Source organism: Microbacterium sp. EG9, assembly GCF_059759475.1.
This window is the reverse complement of sequence record NZ_CM186217.1, coordinates 2,061,972-2,080,596: the sequence shown is the minus strand read 5'-3', so window position 1 is coordinate 2,080,596 and position 18,625 is coordinate 2,061,972. Positions and strand designations below refer to the sequence as shown.

Annotated in this window: 15 protein-coding genes; 7 read left to right on the top strand and 8 right to left on the bottom strand. The window is 71.8% G+C overall.

Annotation, left to right across the window (positions count from 1 at the left end; genetic code table 11):
* Window positions 1–409: 409 nt before the first annotated feature.
* The 4 genes from pstB to AC6CQV_RS09815 form a co-directional block, all read right to left on the bottom strand.
* Window positions 410–1,189 carry a phosphate ABC transporter ATP-binding protein PstB gene (gene pstB, locus AC6CQV_RS09830; RefSeq protein ID WP_060960447.1) on the bottom strand — a complete coding sequence of 260 codons (780 nt, stop codon included), beginning with the start codon at window positions 1,187–1,189 and terminating at the stop codon, window positions 410–412.
* A gap of 15 nt (window positions 1,190–1,204) precedes the next feature.
* Entirely contained in the window at window positions 1,205–2,305 is a 1,101-nt protein-coding gene (gene pstA / locus AC6CQV_RS09825) for a phosphate ABC transporter permease PstA (protein WP_060960446.1), read from the bottom strand.
* Complete coding sequence (pstC, locus tag AC6CQV_RS09820) at window positions 2,302–3,303, bottom strand: phosphate ABC transporter permease subunit PstC (protein WP_060960445.1); 1,002 nt, start codon at window positions 3,301–3,303, stop codon at window positions 2,302–2,304. The genes pstA and pstC overlap by 4 nt, the downstream gene beginning before the upstream one ends.
* A 171-nt stretch (window positions 3,304–3,474) precedes the next feature.
* On the bottom strand, window positions 3,475–4,602 hold the full coding sequence (locus tag AC6CQV_RS09815; protein WP_060960444.1) for a phosphate ABC transporter substrate-binding protein PstS: 1,128 nt from the start codon (window positions 4,600–4,602) through the stop codon (window positions 3,475–3,477).
* A 192-nt stretch (window positions 4,603–4,794) separates the two neighbouring features.
* Here AC6CQV_RS09815 and AC6CQV_RS09810 point away from each other — a divergent pair, with 192 nt between their 5' ends.
* The 3 genes from AC6CQV_RS09810 to AC6CQV_RS09800 are packed head-to-tail and all read left to right on the top strand — an operon-like array spanning window position 4,795 to window position 10,659.
* Window positions 4,795–5,424, top strand: a complete 630-nt coding sequence (locus AC6CQV_RS09810; protein ID WP_498259355.1) for a hypothetical protein — start codon at window positions 4,795–4,797, stop codon at window positions 5,422–5,424.
* 1 nt (window position 5,425) lies between these two features.
* Window positions 5,426–9,355, top strand: coding sequence for a Pls/PosA family non-ribosomal peptide synthetase (locus AC6CQV_RS09805; protein ID WP_498259354.1), 3,930 nt, complete (start codon window positions 5,426–5,428; stop codon window positions 9,353–9,355).
* On the top strand, window positions 9,352–10,659 hold the full coding sequence (locus AC6CQV_RS09800) for a M1 family metallopeptidase (RefSeq protein ID WP_498259353.1): 1,308 nt from the start codon (window positions 9,352–9,354) through the stop codon (window positions 10,657–10,659). Before AC6CQV_RS09805 ends, AC6CQV_RS09800 begins: the two co-directional genes overlap by 4 nt.
* A 135-nt stretch (window positions 10,660–10,794) precedes the next feature.
* Here AC6CQV_RS09800 and AC6CQV_RS09795 read toward each other — a convergent pair whose 3' ends face one another.
* The 4 genes from AC6CQV_RS09795 to AC6CQV_RS09780 all read right to left on the bottom strand — a co-directional run bounded on the left by AC6CQV_RS09795 (window position 10,795) and on the right by AC6CQV_RS09780 (window position 15,212).
* The gene (locus tag AC6CQV_RS09795; protein ID WP_234057950.1) at window positions 10,795–11,337 is read right to left on the bottom strand and encodes a 4'-phosphopantetheinyl transferase family protein; all 543 of its coding nucleotides are present in this window, start codon (window positions 11,335–11,337) and stop codon (window positions 10,795–10,797) included.
* Between the two features lie 3 nt (window positions 11,338–11,340).
* Complete coding sequence (locus AC6CQV_RS09790; RefSeq protein ID WP_060959917.1) at window positions 11,341–12,279, bottom strand: NUDIX hydrolase; 939 nt, start codon at window positions 12,277–12,279, stop codon at window positions 11,341–11,343.
* Window positions 12,276–14,444, bottom strand: a complete 2,169-nt coding sequence (locus tag AC6CQV_RS09785) for an RNA degradosome polyphosphate kinase (RefSeq protein ID WP_498259352.1) — start codon at window positions 14,442–14,444, stop codon at window positions 12,276–12,278. The genes AC6CQV_RS09790 and AC6CQV_RS09785 overlap by 4 nt, the downstream gene beginning before the upstream one ends.
* A gap of 69 nt (window positions 14,445–14,513) precedes the next feature.
* Window positions 14,514–15,212: a response regulator transcription factor gene (locus tag AC6CQV_RS09780; RefSeq protein WP_060959915.1), complete on the bottom strand. Its 699-nt coding sequence runs from the start codon at window positions 15,210–15,212 to the stop codon at window positions 14,514–14,516.
* A gap of 124 nt (window positions 15,213–15,336) precedes the next feature.
* On the opposite strand from AC6CQV_RS09780, the gene AC6CQV_RS09775 reads away from it, so the two are divergent.
* The 4 genes from AC6CQV_RS09775 (at window position 15,337) to AC6CQV_RS09760 (ending at window position 18,617) form a co-directional block, all read left to right on the top strand.
* Window positions 15,337–15,624 (top strand): hypothetical protein, encoded by a 288-nt coding sequence (locus AC6CQV_RS09775; protein WP_061782262.1) that lies wholly within the window; start codon window positions 15,337–15,339, stop codon window positions 15,622–15,624.
* 134 nt (window positions 15,625–15,758) lie between these two features.
* On the top strand, window positions 15,759–16,364 hold the full coding sequence (locus AC6CQV_RS09770) for a nitrobindin family protein (RefSeq protein WP_061782263.1): 606 nt from the start codon (window positions 15,759–15,761) through the stop codon (window positions 16,362–16,364).
* Between the two features lie 7 nt (window positions 16,365–16,371).
* Complete coding sequence (ygfZ, locus tag AC6CQV_RS09765; RefSeq protein ID WP_498259351.1) at window positions 16,372–17,469, top strand: CAF17-like 4Fe-4S cluster assembly/insertion protein YgfZ; 1,098 nt, start codon at window positions 16,372–16,374, stop codon at window positions 17,467–17,469.
* Between the two features lie 5 nt (window positions 17,470–17,474).
* Window positions 17,475–18,617, top strand: a complete 1,143-nt coding sequence (locus tag AC6CQV_RS09760) for an FUSC family protein (RefSeq protein WP_498259350.1) — start codon at window positions 17,475–17,477, stop codon at window positions 18,615–18,617.
* The last annotated feature ends 8 nt before the right edge of the window (window positions 18,618–18,625 follow it).

Genomic DNA, 18,625 nt, shown 5'->3' with positions numbered 1-18,625 from the left:
CTCACGCCCGACCCGAACTGCAAGGTCGGGCGAGGGACACGCCGGGGTGGATGCTGTGGTGCCGGCGTGTCGCGGGGGAGCCCTTGCAGTTTGGTTCCGCGCCCGAGCAGCCGAGTGCCCCAGCCCCCGAGCGCCCGAGCAGCCGAGTGCCCCAGCGCCCCAGCGTCCGGGCGGTCGGGCGGCGCGGGTGGGTGCGTGGGGTGGTCACAGGTGCGGCGGCATCCGGGGGACCGAACTGCAAGGTCGGGCGAGAGACACGCCAGGGTGGATGCTGTGGTGTCGGCGTGTCGCAGGGGAGCCCTTGCAGTTCGGACCCGAACCGAGCCGGGACACGACCCCAGCCCGCCACGACCGACGCGGCCCCGCGGCGCACGGAGCGCGGCGGGGCCGGACAGCGATCAGCGGTCGCTCACCCGAAGCGGCCGGAGACGTAGTCCTCCGTGGCCTGAACGGACGGGGCCGTGAAGATCGTGTCGGTGTTGTCGTACTCGATGAGCTTTCCGGGCTTGCCCGTGCCGGCGATGTTGAAGAACGCCGTCTTGTCGGAGACGCGGGAGGCCTGCTGCATGTTGTGCGTGACGATGACGATCGTGTAGTCGGACTTCAGCTCCTGGATGAGCTCCTCGATCGCGAACGTCGAGATCGGGTCGAGGGCGGAGCAGGGCTCGTCCATGAGGAGCACGTCGGGGGAGACGGCGATCGCGCGCGCGATGCACAGACGCTGCTGCTGGCCGCCCGACAGGCCCGCACCGGGCTTGTCGAGGCGGTCCTTGACCTCGTTCCACAGGTTCGCGCCCTGCAGGGAGCGCTCGACGAGGGCATCCGCGTCGCTCTTGGAGATGCGCTTGTTGTTGAGCTTCACGCCCGCCAGCACGTTCTCCTTGATCGACATCGTGGGGAAGGGGTTCGGCCGCTGGAACACCATGCCGACGTGGCGGCGCACGAGCACCGGGTCGACGCCGGGACCGTACAGGTCGTCGCCGTCGACGAGGACCTTGCCCTCGACGTGGGCGCCGGGGATCACCTCGTGCATGCGGTTGAGCGTGCGCAGGAAGGTGGACTTCCCGCAGCCCGACGGGCCGATGAACGCCGTGACGGCGCGGGGCTCGATATCCATCGACACGCCCTCCACGGCGAGGAAATCGCCGTAGTAGACGTTGAGGTTCTCGACTTCGATGCGCTTGGACACTGGTGCCTTCCTTGCTTAGCGTGCCTTCGGCGCGAAGACCTTCGCGACGATCCGGGCGATCAGGTTGAAGATGACGACGAGGATGACCAGCAGCAGCGCGGCACCCCAGGCCTGGGCCTGGGAGGCGTCGATGTCCTGTCCGGGGAAGCTGTAGGCCGTGTAGGCCATGACCGGAAGGGTCTGCATGGGTCCGTTGAACGGGTCGGAGTTGAAGTTGTCGGTGAAGCTGGCCGCGATGAAGATCGGCGCGGTCTCGCCGATGACGCGGGCGACGGCCAGCACGACACCGGTGATGATGCCGCTCGCCGCCGTCCGCAGCACGACCTTGATGATCGTGGTCGACCGCGGCACGCCGAGGGCGAACGACGCCTCGCGCAGGTCGGCGGGCACGAGGCGCAGCATCTCCTCCGTCGAGCGGATCACGATCGGAATCATGAGCACGCACAGGGCGATGGATGCCGAGAAGCCGCTGAACGCCTTGGGTCCGACGATCAGGGCGAACAGCGAGAACGCGAACAGACCGGCGACGATCGACGGGATGCCGGTCATCACGTCGACCAGGAACGTGATGGCGCGTCGCAGCGGGTTGTTCGGCTGGGCGTACTCGACGAGGTAGACGGCCGCCAGGATGCCGATCGGCACGGAGATCAGGGCGGCGATCCCCGTGATGATGAGGGTGCCGACGATGGCCTGGAGCGCGCCCGGGGTCGAGACGACCGCCAGCGTGTCGGGGTCGAACGTCGTGCCGCCGACCTTCGTCACGAAGTCCCACGACATGACGCCCATGCCCTTGGACACGACGGTCCACAGCGTGGAGATCAGCGGGGCGACGGCGAGCACGAAGGCCGCCGTGACCAGGCCGCGCACGACGCGGTCGGTCGACTTGCGCCGGCCCTCGACGATGGCGGAGAACACCCCGATCGCCAGCAGGTAGACGAGGGCGCTGAAGATGAGCCACGTCGCGACGTTGAACCCGCCGAGCACGAGCTGCAGCGCCGCGATCACCGCGAGCGAGACGGCGAGGACGATCGGCTCGATGAAGCGGGGCAGCTGGCCGCTGGTCAGCGACAGCGGCGGCGTCGAGGTCGTTGCGACGGGCGTGCTGAGCTCGGTCACGAGCGCTTTCCTCTCTTGCGGCCCTTCGAGCCTGGACCGGTCGCCCCGATGATGTAGCGGGCGAGCATGTTCACGGCGAGCGAGACGACGAACAGCATCAGGCCGGTGCCGATGAGGGCGGAGCGCTGCAGATCGGTGGCGATGGGGAAGTTGAGGGCGATGTTCGCCGCGATCGTCTGCGAGTTGTAGCCGTCCGTGAGCAGCGCGACGGAGAAGATCAGGCTGGGCGAGATGATGAGCGCGATGGCCATCGTCTCGCCGAGGGCGCGCCCGAGGCCCAGCAGCGTGGCCGAGACCATGCCGCTGCGGGCATAGGGGATGACGGCCAGGCGCACCATCTCCCAGCGGGTGGCCCCGAGGGCGAGGGCGGCCTCCTCGTGCAGGCGCGGCGTCTGCAGGAAGATCTCGCGGGTGATCGAGGTGACGATGGGCAGGATCATCACGGCGAGCACGACACCGCCGGCGAGCATCGTCGATCCCGTGCTCGAGACCGGACCCTGGAACAGCGGGATCCACCCCAGGTACTGGTTGAGGAAGTCCGCGAGCGGCAGCAGCAGCGGCCGCATCACGATGATGCCCCAGAGGCCGAACACGATGGAGGGGACGGCGGCCAGCAGGTCGATGATGTAGCCGAGGAAGCCGGCGATACGACGCGGGGCGTAGTGCGAGATGAACAGCGCGATGCCGATCGCCACGGGGGTGCCGAGGACCATGGCGATCAGAGCTGCCCAGATGCTTCCCCAGAGCAACGGGGCGACGTAGTCCCAGAAGCTGGTCCAGTCCTTGTTCTGGTATCCGGCGAGGTCGCCCTCGCTCCAGTTGGCCGTGATCGCCGGCAGACCCTTGAGGATCAGGAAGATGGCGACACCGGCCAGGATGATCATGATCGACACGGCCGCGGTGGTCGACAGGCCGAGGAAGACGGAGTCCCCGGCGCGACGCTTTCCGACGATGTTGGATGCCGGTTTCTGCGCGGGTGCGGTCTTGACGTCAGCCACGACGAACCCCCAGGTCGGGCAGGGTCATGTGTTCTCCTCGGGTCGGGAAGATCGCAGAGTCGGGCTGTGCTGTCCGGCTCAGCAGGACCGTCGATCCGGGGATCGACGACCCTGCTCAGCCAGGTCCGGTCTGCGCAGCGTGAGCCGCGCAGACCGGACCGGGACGAGGTGTTACTTGATCGCCGCGAGCGTCTTCGCGGCGTCGGCCAGCACCGACTCGGGAAGCGGCGCCGATCCGGCGTTCTTCTCCGCGACCGACTGGCCGAGCGAGCTGGTGACGAAGCCGAGGTACGACTTCACGAGCTCCGCCTGCGCGGCGTCCTTGAAGGTGGAGCAGACGACAGCGTACGAGACCAGCGGGATCGGGTACGACTCCGGGGTCAGCTTGCTGTAGTCGAACTTCTTCGACAGGTCGCCGGCGACGCCGTTGGAGTTGTCGACCGCGGCGGCCTCGAAGGTCTTCGAGACGGCCTCGCCGCTGTACGCGACCGCGGTGCCGTCGGTGACGATCGAGGCGGCGTTCAGCGTGCCGATCGCGGAGTGGTCGGCGTAGCCGATGGTGCCCGAGCCCGCCTTGACGGCCTCGACGACGCCGGAGCCGCCCTTCTGCTTCGAGACGTTGCCCTCGACCGGCCAGTCCTTGCCCGCGGGGAAGGTCCACACCGACGACTGGGTCGCGGCGAGGTAGTTGGTGAAGTTCTGGGTCGTGCCGGAGCCGTCCGAGCGGGCGACCGTGGTGATCGCGCCGGCGGCCAGAGCGGTGCCGTTGTCCTTCGTGATGGCCGGGTCGGACCAGTCGGTGATCTGGAGGGCGAAGATCTTCGCGATCGTCTCGCCGCTCAGCTGCAGCTTGGTGACGCCGGGGATGTTGAAGATGATCGCGACGCCGTCGAGGTAGATCGGGATGTTGATCCCGCCCTCGGTGCACAGCGCCTTCGACTGCGCCGTCTGGTCGGCGTTCAGCGGCGAGTCGGAGCCGGCGAAGTCGTACGCGCCGCTCAGGAAGTTGGTGACGCCGCCGCCGGAGCCCTGCGACTTGTCGTAGTTGATCGTCACGTTCTTGGCGGTCGCGTTGTAGGCGGTCGTCCAGGCCTGCTGCGCGTTGGACTGAGCGCTCGAGCCGCCGGCGGTGATCGTGCCGCTCAGGTTCGGGTCGATCTGGAAGGCGACGTCCGAGCTGGTCGCCGTCGGGCTCGCGCTCTCGGCCGGCGTGTTGCCGCCGGACGACGCGCAGCCCGTCAGGGCGAGGGCGGCGACGGCCGCGAGAGCGCCCAGCTGGGAGATACGGGTGAGCTTCACTGTGAATCCTTCACGTTGTTCGGGAGATGCGGCCCGGTGCAGGGCACGCCCCGACGCTAGACAGCGACTCTTACCGGCCGGCGCTGTGGAGGTGAACGACGGGTTAACGATGCCGTGCGATCGCGTGCTCCCGCCGTCGCGGCGCGGAACCGGTTCTCCGACGGTTCACCTGGCACGCCTACGATGAGCGCCATGGGCACCAAGACCACCTCCGAGCGCGCGGCGCGCGACGCCGTCACCGATGCATCCGCGGCAGCGAAGACAGCGGCCAAGACGGCGAAGAGCCTTCCCAAGAAGCTCGCCGCCGGCCTGGAGGAGTACATCGAGGAGGCGCGCGACGCCGCGGACGTGTCGAAGAAGCGTCTGCGCCGCAAACCGCGCGCCGTGACCCGCGAGGCCGAACGCGCCGTGCGCCGGCTGGATCGCGCGGTCGCGAAGGCCGTCTCGGCGGCCGACCGCAAGGCGCGGCTTCGCGCCGAAGCCCGCCAGAGCGCGGCGGAGGCCGAGCGGGCCGCCGCCCGGGCTGCCGCCGAGGCCGCGGAGGCCAAGGCACTGAAGAAGGCTGCCCGCCGTGCGGAGCGGGCCGCGGCGCGCGCGGATGCCGAGGCCGTCGCGGCATCCGACGCACTCGCGTCCGAGCTGGCCGCTCCGGGCGCCACCGCCGCCGCGAACACCCCCGCGGACGCCGACGCGGAGCCGGGCGGACCGGCGTCGGAGCTCGCGGCGCTCACGGTCGCGCAGCTGCGCGATCGCGCCCGCACCGACGGCCGCTCCGGGTACTCGCGTCTGACCAAGGCGCAGCTGATCGATCTGCTCTCCTGACGTGACGGGCTCTGCGCAGACGGCACTGGACCGGTCGGCCGCCGCGCCGCCGGCCCGGACCCTTCTGGACGTCCTCCGGGCGACCACGCTCGCCTTCCCCGAGGCGTCCGCGATCGATGACGGCTCGGGTGCGCTGAGCTACCGCGAGCTGATGGCGCGGGTCGGGGCGACGGCCGCCCGTCTGCACGACGCGGGGGTGCGCCGCGGCGACCGCGTGGGCGTACGGATGCCGTCGGGGTCGAAGGAGCTCTACATCGCGATCCTGGGGATCATCGCCGCGGGCGCCGCCTACGTGCCCGTCGACGCGGACGACCCCGACGAGCGCGCCCAGCTCGTCTTCGGGGAGGCCGGCGTGAGCGGCGTCGTCTCGGGAGCGGGGGAGTACTCCCCGGCATCCGGCGACACGGCCGTCGGCCGCGGCCTGTTCGACGGGGCGGCGCCGCACCCGGCGACGCAGGCGATCATCGCCGTGCCGCCGCCGAGCGTCGACGACGACGCCTGGGTCATCTTCACGTCGGGGTCGACGGGCGTGCCCAAGGGCGTCGCGGTCAGTCACCGCTCCGCGGCCGCGTTCGTGGATGCCGAGGCGCGCCTGTTCGTGCCCGATGCGCCGCTCGGGCCGCAGGACCGCGTGCTGGCCGGGCTGTCGGTGGCCTTCGACGCGTCGTGCGAGGAGATGTGGCTGGCGTGGCGTCACGGTGCGTGCCTGGTGCCGGCGCCGCGGTCGCTCGTGCGCTCGGGGGAGGATCTCGCGCCGTGGCTGCTGCGGCAGGGCATCACGGTGGTCTCCACGGTGCCGACCCTCGCCGCGATGTGGCCGGCCGATGCGATCGAGAACGTGCGTCTGCTCATCTTCGGCGGCGAGGCCTGCCCGCCCGAGCTGGCCGCGCGCCTCGTCGCCGACGGCCGGGAGGTGTGGAACACCTACGGCCCCACCGAGGCGACGGTCGTCGCGTGTGCGGCGCCTCTCGACGGCTCGGTGCCGGTGCGCATCGGCCTGCCGCTGGACGGGTGGAAGCTCGCGGTCGTCGACGCCGACGGGCAGCCGGTCGCCGAGGGCGGTGTCGGTGAGCTCATCATCGGCGGCGTCGGTCTCGCGCGCTACCTCGACCCCGCCAAGGATGCCGAGAAGTACGCCCCCCTGCCGACGCTCGGATGGGACCGCGCCTACCGCTCCGGCGACCTCGTCCGTTACGAGTCCGAAGGCCTCGTCTTCCAGGGGCGCGCCGACGACCAGGTGAAGGTCGGCGGCCGTCGCATCGAGCTCGGCGAGGTCGAGGCGGCGCTGCAGGACCTGCCCGGTGTCACCGGCGCCGCGGCCGCCGTGCGCACGACCGAGGCCGGGGTCCCCGTGCTCGTCGGCTACCTCGCGGCGCCGCCCGACTTCGACCGCCTGGCGGCGCGCGCCGACCTCGCCGCACGTCTGCCCGCGCCCATGGTCCCGCTCCTCGCGGTGGTCGACGAGCTGCCGGTGCGCACCTCCGGCAAGGTCGACCGTGCCGCGCTGCCGTGGCCGCTGCCGAACGTCGAGCTGCCCGCCTCCGACCTCTCCCCGGGCGAGGCCTGGCTCGCGCAGCAGTGGCTCGCCGTCCTCGGGATGCCGGTCGTCGATCGGAAGGCGGACTTCTTCGACCTGGGCGGCGGTTCGCTCGCCGCGGCGCAGCTCGTGTCGCGGCTGCGCACGCGTGTGCCGGAGTTCTCGGTCGCCGACATCTACGACGTGCCCCGTCTCGGGGCGATGGCGAAGGCGCTCGGATCGGGCCTGCAGGAGGAGGCGTCGACCACGTTCCACCGCCCCGAGCCCACGCCGCGGCGCGCGCAGTGGGCGCAGACCGTGCTCGCCGTCCCGCTGTTCATCCTCTCCGGCATCCGATGGATGCTGTACCTGCTCACCGCTGCGGCCCTGCTGCAGCTGGTCCCCGGCTTCGACGTCCTGCCCGATGCGCCGCTGTGGCTGCTGGTGGTCGGCCTCGTCCTCTTCGCGACGCCGTTCGGCCGCATGGCGATCGCCGCGGCATCCGCCCGCCTGCTGCTCGCCGGCGTCCGCCCCGGCGACTACCCGCGCGGCGGCTGGGTGCACATCCGACTCTGGCTGGCCGAGCAGATCGCCGACCAGGTGGATGCCGTCGGGCTCGCCGGAGCGCCGTGGGTGAGCTACTACGCACGGGCGCTCGGTGCCCGCATCGGCAGCGGCGTCGATCTGCACGCCCTGCCGCCGATCACCGGCATGCTCGACATCGGGGACGGCGCGGCCATCGAGCCCGAGGTCGACCTGTCGGGGTACTGGATCGACGGCGATGTCGTGCGCATCGGCGGCATCCGCATCGGCGCCGGAGCCACCGTCGGCTCGCGCAGCACGCTCGCTCCGGGAACGCGCATCGGCCGCCGAGCCGAGATCGCTCCGGGCTCCGCCGTGTTCGGCCGCGTCCGCGCCGACCAGACCTGGGCCGGCTCGCCGGCGGTGCGCGTCGGCGGCACGTCGGCGCAATGGCCGGTCGAGCGGGCGCCCGCGCCGAACCGCTGGCTGTGGGCCTACGCCGCGTCGGCGCTGGGTCTTGCCCTGCTGCCGCTGGTCGCCTTCGCGGCGGGCGGGCTCGTCGTCGCCCGCGGCATGGTGGGCGCCTCGTCGCTGGCGGCGGCGCTCGGCGGTGCGCTGGTGTGGCTCGTGCCGGGCGTCATCGTCGCGGGGCTGGTCTTCGCCGCCGTCGTGGTGCTCGCGGTGCGCCTGCTGTCCGTCGGGCTGCGGGAGGGCGTCCATCCCGTCCGCAGCCGCATCGGGTGGCAGGCGTGGACGATCGAGCGCCTGCTCGACTCCGCCCGCACCATCCTGTTCCCGCTGTACTCGAGCCTGTTCACGCCGGTCTGGCTGCGTCTGCTCGGGGCCCGGGTGGGCCGTGACGTCGAAGCATCCACCGTGCTGCTGATCCCCTCCCTCACCCGCATCGAGGACGGTGCCTTCCTCGCCGACGACACGATGGTCGCCTCCTACGAGCTGCACGGCGGCTGGATGCGGCTGGGGCCCGTGCGCATCGGCAAGCGCGCGTTCCTCGGCAACTCCGGCATGGCCGCACCGGGGCACCGCGTGCCGCGCGACGGCCTCGTCGCCGTCCTGTCGGCCGCGCCGCTGAAGGCCAAGCCGGGATCGTCGTGGCTGGGCTCGCCCGCGGTCCGGCTGCGGCGGCGTTCGGCGGAGGGCGACGAGTCGCGCACCTACCGGCCGCCCGTGCGGCTGCGGGTCGCGCGCACGCTCTGGGAGCTGTGCAGGTTCGTCCCCGTCGTCGTCACCTGCGCGATCGGTCTGCTGGTCGTCTTCGTGCTGGCGGCCCTCATCGAGGTCGCCGGACTCGGCGTCGCGATCCTGCTCTCCGGCGTCGTCCTGCTGTGCGCGGGCGCCGTCGCCGCGGGCGTGTCCACGGCCGCGAAGTGGCTGATCGTGGGCCCGATCCGCGCCGGCGAGCAGCCGTTGTGGTCGAGCTTCGTATGGCGCACCGAGGTGTCGGACACCTTCACCGAGATGGTGGCCGCGCCGTGGTTCGCGCGGGCCGCCACCGGCACTCCGGCGCTCGCGGTCTGGCTGCGCTCGCTCGGCTCGCGCATCGGCCGCGGCGTCTGGTGCGACAGCTACTGGCTGCCCGAGCCCGATCTGGTGACTCTCGGGGACGGATCCACCGTGAACCGGGGATGCGTCGTGCAGACGCACCTTTTCCATGATCGAATCATGAGCATGGACACCGTCGAACTCGCGGCCGGGGCGACCCTCGGACCCCACAGCGTCATCCTCCCGGCGGCCAGTATCGGCGCCCACGCCACGGTGGGCCCGGCATCCCTGGTCATGCGCGGCGAGACCGTGCCGGTGGGATCGCGCTGGAGCGGCAATCCCATCGGTCCCTGGAACGCCGTCACGGTGCGCGCGTACCAGTCCACCTCGTGAGCGGGCACGACCCCTACGCCCCCGAGAGCGGCGATCCGGGCTTCGACGTCGAGTCCTACGACGTGGCGATCGACTACCGCGTGCGCACCAACCGGCTGGAGGGGCGCGCGACGATCAACGCGGTCGCCGCCGCACCGGTGTCGGCAGTCAGCATCGACCTCGTGGGGCTGCGGGCCTCGCGGGTGCGCGTCGACGGCGACCGTCGCACGCGGTTCGCGCAGGGTCCGCGCAAGCTCCGCGTCACGCTGCCGCACCGCATGCAGCCCGGGGAGCGGTTCTCGATCGAGGTGGTCTACGCCGGAGCCCCCGCCCCGCGGCGCTCCCGCTGGGGCACGATCGGGTGGGAGGAGCTCGAGGACGGCGCGCTCGTAGCCTCGCAGCCCACCGGGGCGCCCACGTGGTTCCCCTGCAACGACCGTCCCGACGCGCGGGCGCCGATGCGACTGGCGGTGACGACGGATGCCGGCTACCTCCCCGTGCTCACGGGACGACCGGCCGCGCAGGCGACGGCCGGCGGACGGGTGACGGTCACGTCGGTGTCCGCCGTGCCGGTGGCCACCTACCTCGTCGCGGTGCACATCGGCCCGTACGAGCAGACCCTGCTCGGATCCCGCGACGACGGCGACGGCGACGGGGTGCGGGTGTTCGCCCCCGCCGGACTCCGCCGCGAGGTGACGCGGGCGTTCGCGGACGTCCCGCGCATGCTCGCGTTGTTCGAGGAGTCCTTCGGCCCGTATCCGCAGGAGGCGTGCACGCTCGTCGTGACGCCCGACGAGCTCGAGATCCCGCTGGAGGCCCAGGGCCTGGCGGTCTTCGGCAGCAACCACCTCGTGCCCGAGGAGCAGCGGCTGATCGCCCACGAGCTCGCCCACCAGTGGTTCGGCAACAGTGTCGGCATCGGGCGCTGGAGCGACATCTGGCTCAACGAGGGCTTCGCCTGCTTCGCGGAGTGGCTGTGGTTCGAGCGGTCCGGCGCGGCGACGGTGGCGGAGAAGGCGGCGAAGCACCACGCCCGTCTGCGGGCGCTGCCGCAGGATCTGCTGCTCAGCGACCCCGGACCCGATCTCATGTTCGACGACCGCGTCTATAAGCGGGGCGCGCTCACCCTCTACGCCCTGCGGTGCCGCATCGGTCCTCCGGCGTTCGCGCGGGTGCTCCACGACTGGGTCGAGACGTATCGGCACGCACTCGCGACGACCGACGACTTCCGCGCGCTCGCCGAGCGCGTCGCCGGCCGCGACCTCGACGACGTGTTCACGCCGTGGCTCGACCGCGCGGAGCTGCCGCCGCTGCCGCGGCCGTAGGCCCGCACCCGCCGCGCCCGCACCCGCCGCGCTTACGCCCGCGCCGGTAGCCCGTGACGAACGTCGGAGTTGTGACCGCACCGACGCCGATGGCCGCGTGCCGCGAGCGCTTTCGGCACGAATCTCCGACGATCGTCACGCGCCCGCGGCGACTCGTCCCGCGTCGGTGAGAACGGCGGCGCAGACGAGGACCCCGGGGGGACCCTCGACCTCCGCCCCGTGCACGACCCGCGCGGTGCCCGGCAGCCGGGCGACCCAGCGATCGCCGTCGTCGCCGGCGATCGCGACGGATGCCGCATCCACCGCCAGTCCGCGGCCGTCGGCCTTCAGCGCGGCCTCGGCGCGAACCCACCGCCGCAGCCCTCCCGGGATGCCGCCGGCCGCCTCGCGCACCGGATCGTGCAACGGCTCGGCGTCGAGGGCGAACCCGTCGGCGGCGTCACGGGGGAGGATGCCGACGACCGCCGTCGCCCCGGCGTAGGTCACCGCCGCCCACCAGGGCGCCCCGCGGAGCTGCACCGGGCCGTGCGCACCCCCGCACCGGGGGCACGGGTTGGTCAGCACGACCTCGGGCGCCCCGGCCTCCGCCAGCAGCGTCCGCAGCAGCGCCCACGCGGCCTCGCGGCGAGCGATCCGCCCGGGCGGCACCGGACCCCACGCGAGACGCAGGCCCTCCACCGGCTACAGCTTCGGCTCGTGCGTCTCGATCGCGATGATGCCGGACCCCGGATTGGTCGCCGACAGGTGCACGACGGAGAACGCTCCCGTGTCCAGCGCCGAGGCGCTGCCCAGGTACGACCCGTGCAGGGTGCCGGTCGCGAGGGCGAGCTCCGAGAGGATGCCGGGAAGCACCGGTCCGTGACTGCACAGCACCGCGGGCTTGCGCGAGCGCACGCGCCGGCCGATGACGGCGCGCACGTCGGAGGTGCCGTCCTCCCAGGCGTCCTGGCTGAGCGCACTCGTGCGGTGGATCTCCTTGCCGAGGCTTGCGGCCAGCGGCGTCACGGTCGTGACGCAGCGGACCGCGTCGCTCGAGACGATCTTGCGCACGCCGAACGCGCGGAGCGGACCGACGGCGGCCGCCGCCTGCTTCGCCCCGCGTGCGGTGAGGGGACGCGCCGCATCCGCACCGTCCCAGTCCTCGCGGGGGAGCGCTTTGGCGTGGCGCAGCACGACGATCGGGAACGTCGCGAGCACACCGTCGTCGACGTAGCGCAGGAACTCCTCGAGGATCTCCACGTCGACCGGGTACGAGAGCTTCGCGAGCGCTTTGCGCGGCGACAGCCACTCGATCGCGGCGATCTCCTTGTTGGGCACGAACGCGGACGCGCGGATCGCGGCATCCGTCGCCTCCGCCGACCAGTAGTGCACGATCTTCTGCCGCTTGTTGGGCATGCGGTAGCGCGAGACGCCGACCGGGATGCCGAGCGCGACCCGGATGCCGGTCTCCTCGAAGATCTCGCGGACGGCGGTCTCGGCCAGGCTCTCGCCGGGATCGACCTTGCCCTTCGGGATGGTCACGTCGGCGTAGGCCGTGCGGTGGATCACGAGGACGCGGAGCTTGCCGTCGACGACGCGCCAGACCACTCCGCCGGCGGCGTAGACGGCGGTGTCGGTCATCGCACCGCCCGGGCCCGCCGCCGACGCTGCACCTGCGTCATCGTGCGGTCCTGCAGATCGATGAGCGGCCTGCCCTCGGCATCCGTGCTGTGTCGCTGCCACTCGCCGCTGGCCTGGAGGTGCCAGGAGCTCGTCTCGTCGCTCATCGCCAGATCGAACAGGTCGACGAGCTCCTTGATCTGGGCCGGCGCCACGACGCGGACCAGGGCCTCGACGCGGCGGTCGAGGTTGCGGTGCATCATGTCGGCGCTGCCGATGAACACCTGCGGTTCGCCGGCCCCGGCGAACGCGAAGATGCGGGAGTGCTCGAGGTAGCGGCCGAGGATCGATCGGACCGTGATGTTGTCGCTCACGCCGGGCAGCCCCACCTTGAGCGAGCAGATGCCGCGCACCCAGACGTCGACGCGCACCCCGGCCTGGCTGGCGCGGTACAGGGCGTCGATGATCTGCTCGTCGACCATCGAGTTGACCTTGATGCGGATGTGGGCCGGCTTGCCCTCGAGGGCGTGGCGCCGCTCGTTCTCGATCTGGCGCAGCAGTCCCTTGCGCAGGTGCAACGGGGCGACGAGCAGGCGCTTGAACTTCTTCTCGATCGCGTAGCCGCTGAGCTCGTTGAACAGGCGCGTGAGGTCACGGCCCACCTGCTCGTCGGCGGTGAAGAGCCCGAAGTCCTCGTAGATGCGGCTGGTCTTCGGGTTGTAGTTGCCGGTGCCGATGTGGCTGTAGCTGCGCAGCATCCCGTCTTCCTCGCGGATGACGTGCAGGAGCTTGCAGTGCGTCTTCAGCCCGACGAGGCCGTACACGACGTGCACGCCGGCCTTCTCGAGCTTTCGGGCCCAGACGATGTTCGCCGCCTCGTCGAAGCGCGCCTTGACCTCGACCAGTGCGAGCACCTGCTTGCCGCGTTCGGCCGCGTCGATGAGCGCCTGGACGATCGGGCTGTCGCCCGAGGTGCGGTACAGCGTCTGCTTGATGGCGAGCACGTGCGGGTCGCGCGCCGCCTGCTCGAGGAAGCTCACGACGCTCGTCGTGAACGACTCGTACGGGTGGTGCACGAGCACGTCGCCCTTGCGGATCGCCGCGAAGAAGTCGGCACGGCCGTTCTGCTCGAGCGGCTGGAACGCCGGCGCCGTCGTCGGCACGTGGGCCGGGTAGTGCAGTTCGGGCCGATCGATGCGGGAGAGGTCGAACAGGCCCCGCAGGTCGAGGTGGCCCGGCAGGCGGTACACCTCCTGCTCGGTGATGTCGAGCTCGGCGATCAGGAGGTCGAGCGTGACGTCGTCCATGTCCTCGGTGACCTCGAGGCGGATCGGGGGACCGAAGCGTCGGCGCAGGAGCTCCGCTTCGAGGGCTTGGATGAGGTTCTCGGTCTCGTCCTCCTCGATCACGACGTCCTCGTTGCGCGTCAGACGGAACGTGTGGTGCTCGAGGATCTCCATGCCCGGGAAGAGGTCGCCGAGGTGGTTGGCGATGAGCTGCTCCAGCGGCAGGTAACGCGCCCGCCCGGGCTCGCCGGGGACGGCGACGAAACGGGGCAGCATCGGCGGAACCTTCAGGCGCGCGAACTCCTGACGGCCCGTCTTGGCGTTGCGGATGCGGATCGCGAGGTTCAGTGACAGGCCCGAGATGTACGGGAAGGGGTGTGCCGGGTCGACGGCCAGCGGCATGAGCACCGGGAACACCTGCGACTGGAAGTAGTCGGAGAGCTCGTCGCGGTCGGCGGCGGTCAGATCGTCCCAGGAGATCACGTCGATGCCGGCGTCGGACAGGGCCGGCTGCACCATGTCGAGCCAGACGGCCGCTTGACGCAGCTGCAGCGCGTGGGCGGCATCCGAGATGTCGGCGAGCACGTCCTGAGGAGCGCGGCCCACGTTGGTCGGCACGGCGAGCCCCGTGACGATGCGTCGCTTGAGCCCCGCGACGCGGACCATGAAGAACTCGTCGAGGTTGCTGGCGAAGATCGCGAGGAAGTTCGCGCGCTCCAGGACCGGCAGCGAGGGATCCTCCGCGAGCTCCAGCACGCGCTGGTTGAACGCGAGCCAGCTGAGCTCGCGGTCCATGTAGCGGTGCTCGGGAAGCTGCGCGTCGCCGTCTTCGACCATCTCGTCGAAGTCGTCGTCGTCCTCGTCGCCCAGCCCGGTGTCCAGAACGTCGGTGTCGATCATTACCTCATCATGTCAGGGCCAGGTGACCGCCGCGTTAACCGCGTGGTCGATCGTGCGCCCGCGACGAGATCAGGCCTGGGAGGCCTCGCGGGGCGAGGGGATCTGGTCGTCCTCGTAGACGTTGAACCGGTACCCGACGTTGCGGACGGTGCCGATGAGCTGCTCGAGGTCGCCGAGCTTGGCGCGCAGACGCCGCACGTGTACGTCGACCGTGCGCGTGCCGCCGAAGTAGTCGTATCCCCACACCTCGCTCAGCAGCTGCTCGCGCGTGAAGACGCGCGAGGGGTGCGTCGCGAAGAAGTGGAGGAGCTGGAACTCCTTGTAGGTGAGATCCAGCGGCTTGCCGTGCACCTTCGCCGAGTAGGACGACTCGTCGATCGTGATGCCGGAGGTCTGGATGCGGCTGGACACCTGCGCCGCCGACTGCCGCCCCACCGCGAGCCGGATGCGCGCGTCGACCTCGGCGGGGCCCGCGCCGACGAGGATGACGTCGTCGATGCCCCAGTCGGTCGACACGGCCGTCAGTCCGCCCTCGGTGACGACGAGCACCAGGGGGGCGTCGAGCCCCGTCGTGTTGAGGATCTTGCACAGCGACTTGGCGCCCACCAGGTCGGTGCGCGCGTCGACGAAGATCACATCGGAGCTCGGCGCGTTCACGAGCTGGGCGGGCTCGGCCGGGATCTGCCGCACACGATGACTGAGCAGCTCGAGCGCGGGCAGGACGGGACTGCCGCCCGGGGCGGAACTCAAGACGAGCAGCTGAGCCAATGGGGTCCCTTCCGGTCCTGATGCCCGAACCGTGCCCCCATCTTAGAACCCGGGCGCGGCGGCGACGTGCGCACGTGCGGACGCGGTGAGTGCGCGGACGCGGCGCGTCGGTGAGAATGGACCCATGACGCTTCCCGGATTGGCGCCCCGCGCCGGATACGGCGGCATCGTCGGGGTCTGGGTCGCCGGCGCCGTGATCGCGATCGCGATCGGCATCCTCGCCCCCGACGAATGGCGCGCCGCATGGATGCCGGTCGGCATGGCCGCCTGCCTCATCCTCGCGTTCGTGGTGCAACTGGTGCAGGGGCACTCGCAGGGCTTCCTCCGCCGTGTGGCCGCGAGCGCGCTGGGCGCGTTCGTGGTGATGGGGCTGATCGGCCTCGGCCTCGGACTCTCCAGCATGTTCTCGTGAAGGTAGAGTGAGGGTATGGACCTCGTTGCGCTCGAACTCTTCTTCGTCGGGTTGCTCGCGCTCGCCTCGCTCGCGATCGTCTTCGTGTCGGGTGTCGTGATCAAGAACCTCTACCGCGGCCAGCGCTGACGACCATGTTGGACCTGCCGACCGACCTGCCGGCGGATCTCGTCCCGCTCTCGTGGCTCCTGGGCGTCTGGGAGGGCACCGGGGTCATCGATTACGAGGCCGACGACGTCTCGTTCGGCGGCGAGTTCGCCCATCGCGTGAGCTTCAGCCACGACGGCGGCGACTACGTGAACTACTCCGCGAGCGCCTGGCTCCTCGCCGACGACGGCGCGCGCACGCCGCTCGTGGCCGAGACCGGCTACTGGCGTCTCGCCCGGCCCGCCGACGGCGGCGACGCGGGTCCGGCGCTGCTGCCGGCATCCGTCGCGCGCGCGACGCCGCGCACCGCTGACGACGTCGAGCTGCTGCGCAACGCGGAGGGCGGATTCGACCTCGAGGTGGCGCTCGTCCACTCCGACGGGGTCAGTGAGCTGTACGTCGGACAGGTGCGCGGGCCGCGCATCGACATCGCGACGGATGCGGTGGTGCGTCCGGCCAGCGCCAAGGCGTACACCGCCGCGACCCGCATGTACGGCCTCGTCGACGGCCATCTGCTGTGGGCCTGGGACATCGCCGCGCTCGGCGGAGAGCTCGCCTCGCACGCCTCGGCGCGACTGGCGCGGGTCGAGTGATCGCGCCGTGACCGACGACACCGCATCCTCCAGCCCCTTCGCCCGCGTTCCCGGCGCGGTCGTCGACGAGCGCGGACTGGCGCACGTCGCCGCCCCCACCCGTGAACAGCGTGATCTGATCGCGGGTCGTGCGCTGGCGCCCCTCGATGACCGGGTCGTGCTCGCCGTCGACGGGGTCGACCGGCTCACGTGGCTGGACTCCATCACGTCTCAGGCCCTCGCCGCGCTCGCCCCCGGCGTGAGCACCGAGCTGCTGGTGCTCGATCCGCAGGGACACGTGGAGCACGCCGCATCCGTCGTCGACGACGGTGAGCGGACCTGGCTCATCGTCGACCGCTCGCACGCCGACGCGCTGCTGACGTGGCTCACGCGCATGCGCTTCCGCCTGCGCGTCGAGCTGCACGACCTGTCCGACCGGATGCGGGTCATCGGCGGCACCGGCGACGCCGTCGCGGCGCTTCCGGCGCTCGCCGTCTGGCGCGATCCCTGGCCCGAGGTCGGCGTCGGTGGGTGGGGCTACGCGCCCGCGACCCCGCATCCCGGCACCGCCTACGACTGGTCCGAGGCCGTCGTCACGGTCGACACCGCCGCCGACATCGCCGCCGCCGCGGCCTTCGGATCGCAGGCGGTGGCCGGGTGGATGGCCGTCGACGCGGTGCGCGTCGCCGCCTGGCGTCCGCGCGCCGACACCGAGGCCGACGGCCGCGCGCTGCCGCACGAGGCCGACTGGCTGCGCAGTGCCGTCCATCTGGACAAGGGCTGCTACCGCGGGCAGGAGACCGTCGCGAAGGTGCACAACCTGGGGCATCCGCCCCGGCGTCTGGTGTCGCTGCAGCTGGACGGGAGCGACGCGCGGCTTCCCGAACGGGGAGCGGAGGTGTTCTTCGGCGAGGATGCCGTGGGCGCCGTCACCTCGGTCGCGCGCCACCACGAGGAGGGGCCGATCGCGCTCGCGTACGTCAAGCGGACGACGCCGACGGATGCCGAGCTCACCGTCGCCGTCGACGGCGGTGTCGTCGCCGCCGCGCAGGAGGTCATCGTGCCGCCCGACGCGGGCCGCACGGCCGCCGTGCCCCGCATGCCGCGGCTGTCCCGGCGTCGCTGACCGCGGTGGCCGCCGTCCCCCCTCCCGAGCCGTCCGGGAAGCCCCGGCCCCCCGCGTCGCCGCCGACCGCGGCGATCGCGACCGGATGGCGCGCGCGCTGGCATCCCCGCGTCGGCGTGGACCGCGTCGTCGCGTCGGCCCCCGCGATCGTCCAGATCGTCGTCGCGGCGACGGTCTCCTTCTCGTTCGCCCACTACGTGCTCGGCCACGCCGCGCCGCTGCTGGCGGCCACCGTCACCGTCTCGAGTCTGGGGTTGGTGCGCGACGCGCGCCCGCGCCGCGTGCTGGAGACGGTCATCGGCATGATCGTCGGCATCCTCGTCGCCGAGATCATCGTGCTGGTCGCCGGCATCGGCTGGTGGCAGCTGGGTCTCACCCTCGCGGCATCCCTCGTCATCGCCCGCTTCCTGTCGCCGCAGCCGGCCTTCGCCATCGCGGCGGCGATCCAGTCGGCGATCGTCATGGTGATCCCCGTGAGCGTGCCGTTCCTGCGGATGATCGACGGCGTGGTCGGCGGCGTCACGGCCCTGCTGGTCACGGCGCTGCTGCCGCGCAGTCCGCTGCGTGCCGTGACGCGGGAGGGCGCGGAGCTGTTCGCGGCGTTCGACGGCGCCCTCGCGACCCTCGTGCAGGCGCTGCGGCGCGGTGACCCCGGTCGGGCCGAGCGCGGGCTCAGGAAGGCGCGGGCGCTGCAGGGGCTCGTCGACCAGTGGCGCGCGGGCATCGAGTCGGGCTCGGAGATCGCACGCATCTCGCCGTTCCTGCGTGCGCAGCGTCCGGAGTTCGAGCGTCAGGAACGGGTGCGCGTGCACGTCGACCTCGCAACCCGCAACCTCCGTGTGATCGCGCGGCGCATCGTCTACCTGTGCGACGACCGCACCGCGCGGCCGATCGCCGCCGACCTGCTCAACGAGCTCGGCGCGGGTGCGCGGCTGATCGCCGACGCGCTCGGCGACATCTCGTACGAGCCGGCGGCGCGGGAGGCCGTCCGCGCGGTCGCGGGCCGCCTCGATCCCGGGGTGCTCGCGGACCGCAGCTCGGCCGTCGACCAGACCCTCATCGGGGCGATGCGCCCCCTCGCCGTCGACCTCATGACCGCGGCGGGCATGCCCGCGGACGAGGCGCGTGCCGCCATCCCGCGGGTCTGAGCGGGATC

Coding starts and splice junctions, on each gene's coding strand:
- AC6CQV_RS09775 (WP_061782262.1), top strand. CDS start 15,337: ATGACGCTTCCCGGATTGGCGCCCCGCGCCGGATACGGCGGCATCGTC.
- AC6CQV_RS09785 (WP_498259352.1), bottom strand. CDS start 14,444: ATGATCGACACCGACGTTCTGGACACCGGGCTGGGCGACGAGGACGAC.
- AC6CQV_RS09810 (WP_498259355.1), top strand. CDS start 4,795: ATGGGCACCAAGACCACCTCCGAGCGCGCGGCGCGCGACGCCGTCACC.
- AC6CQV_RS09770 (WP_061782263.1), top strand. CDS start 15,759: ATGTTGGACCTGCCGACCGACCTGCCGGCGGATCTCGTCCCGCTCTCG.
- AC6CQV_RS09790 (WP_060959917.1), bottom strand. CDS start 12,279: ATGACCGACACCGCCGTCTACGCCGCCGGCGGAGTGGTCTGGCGCGTC.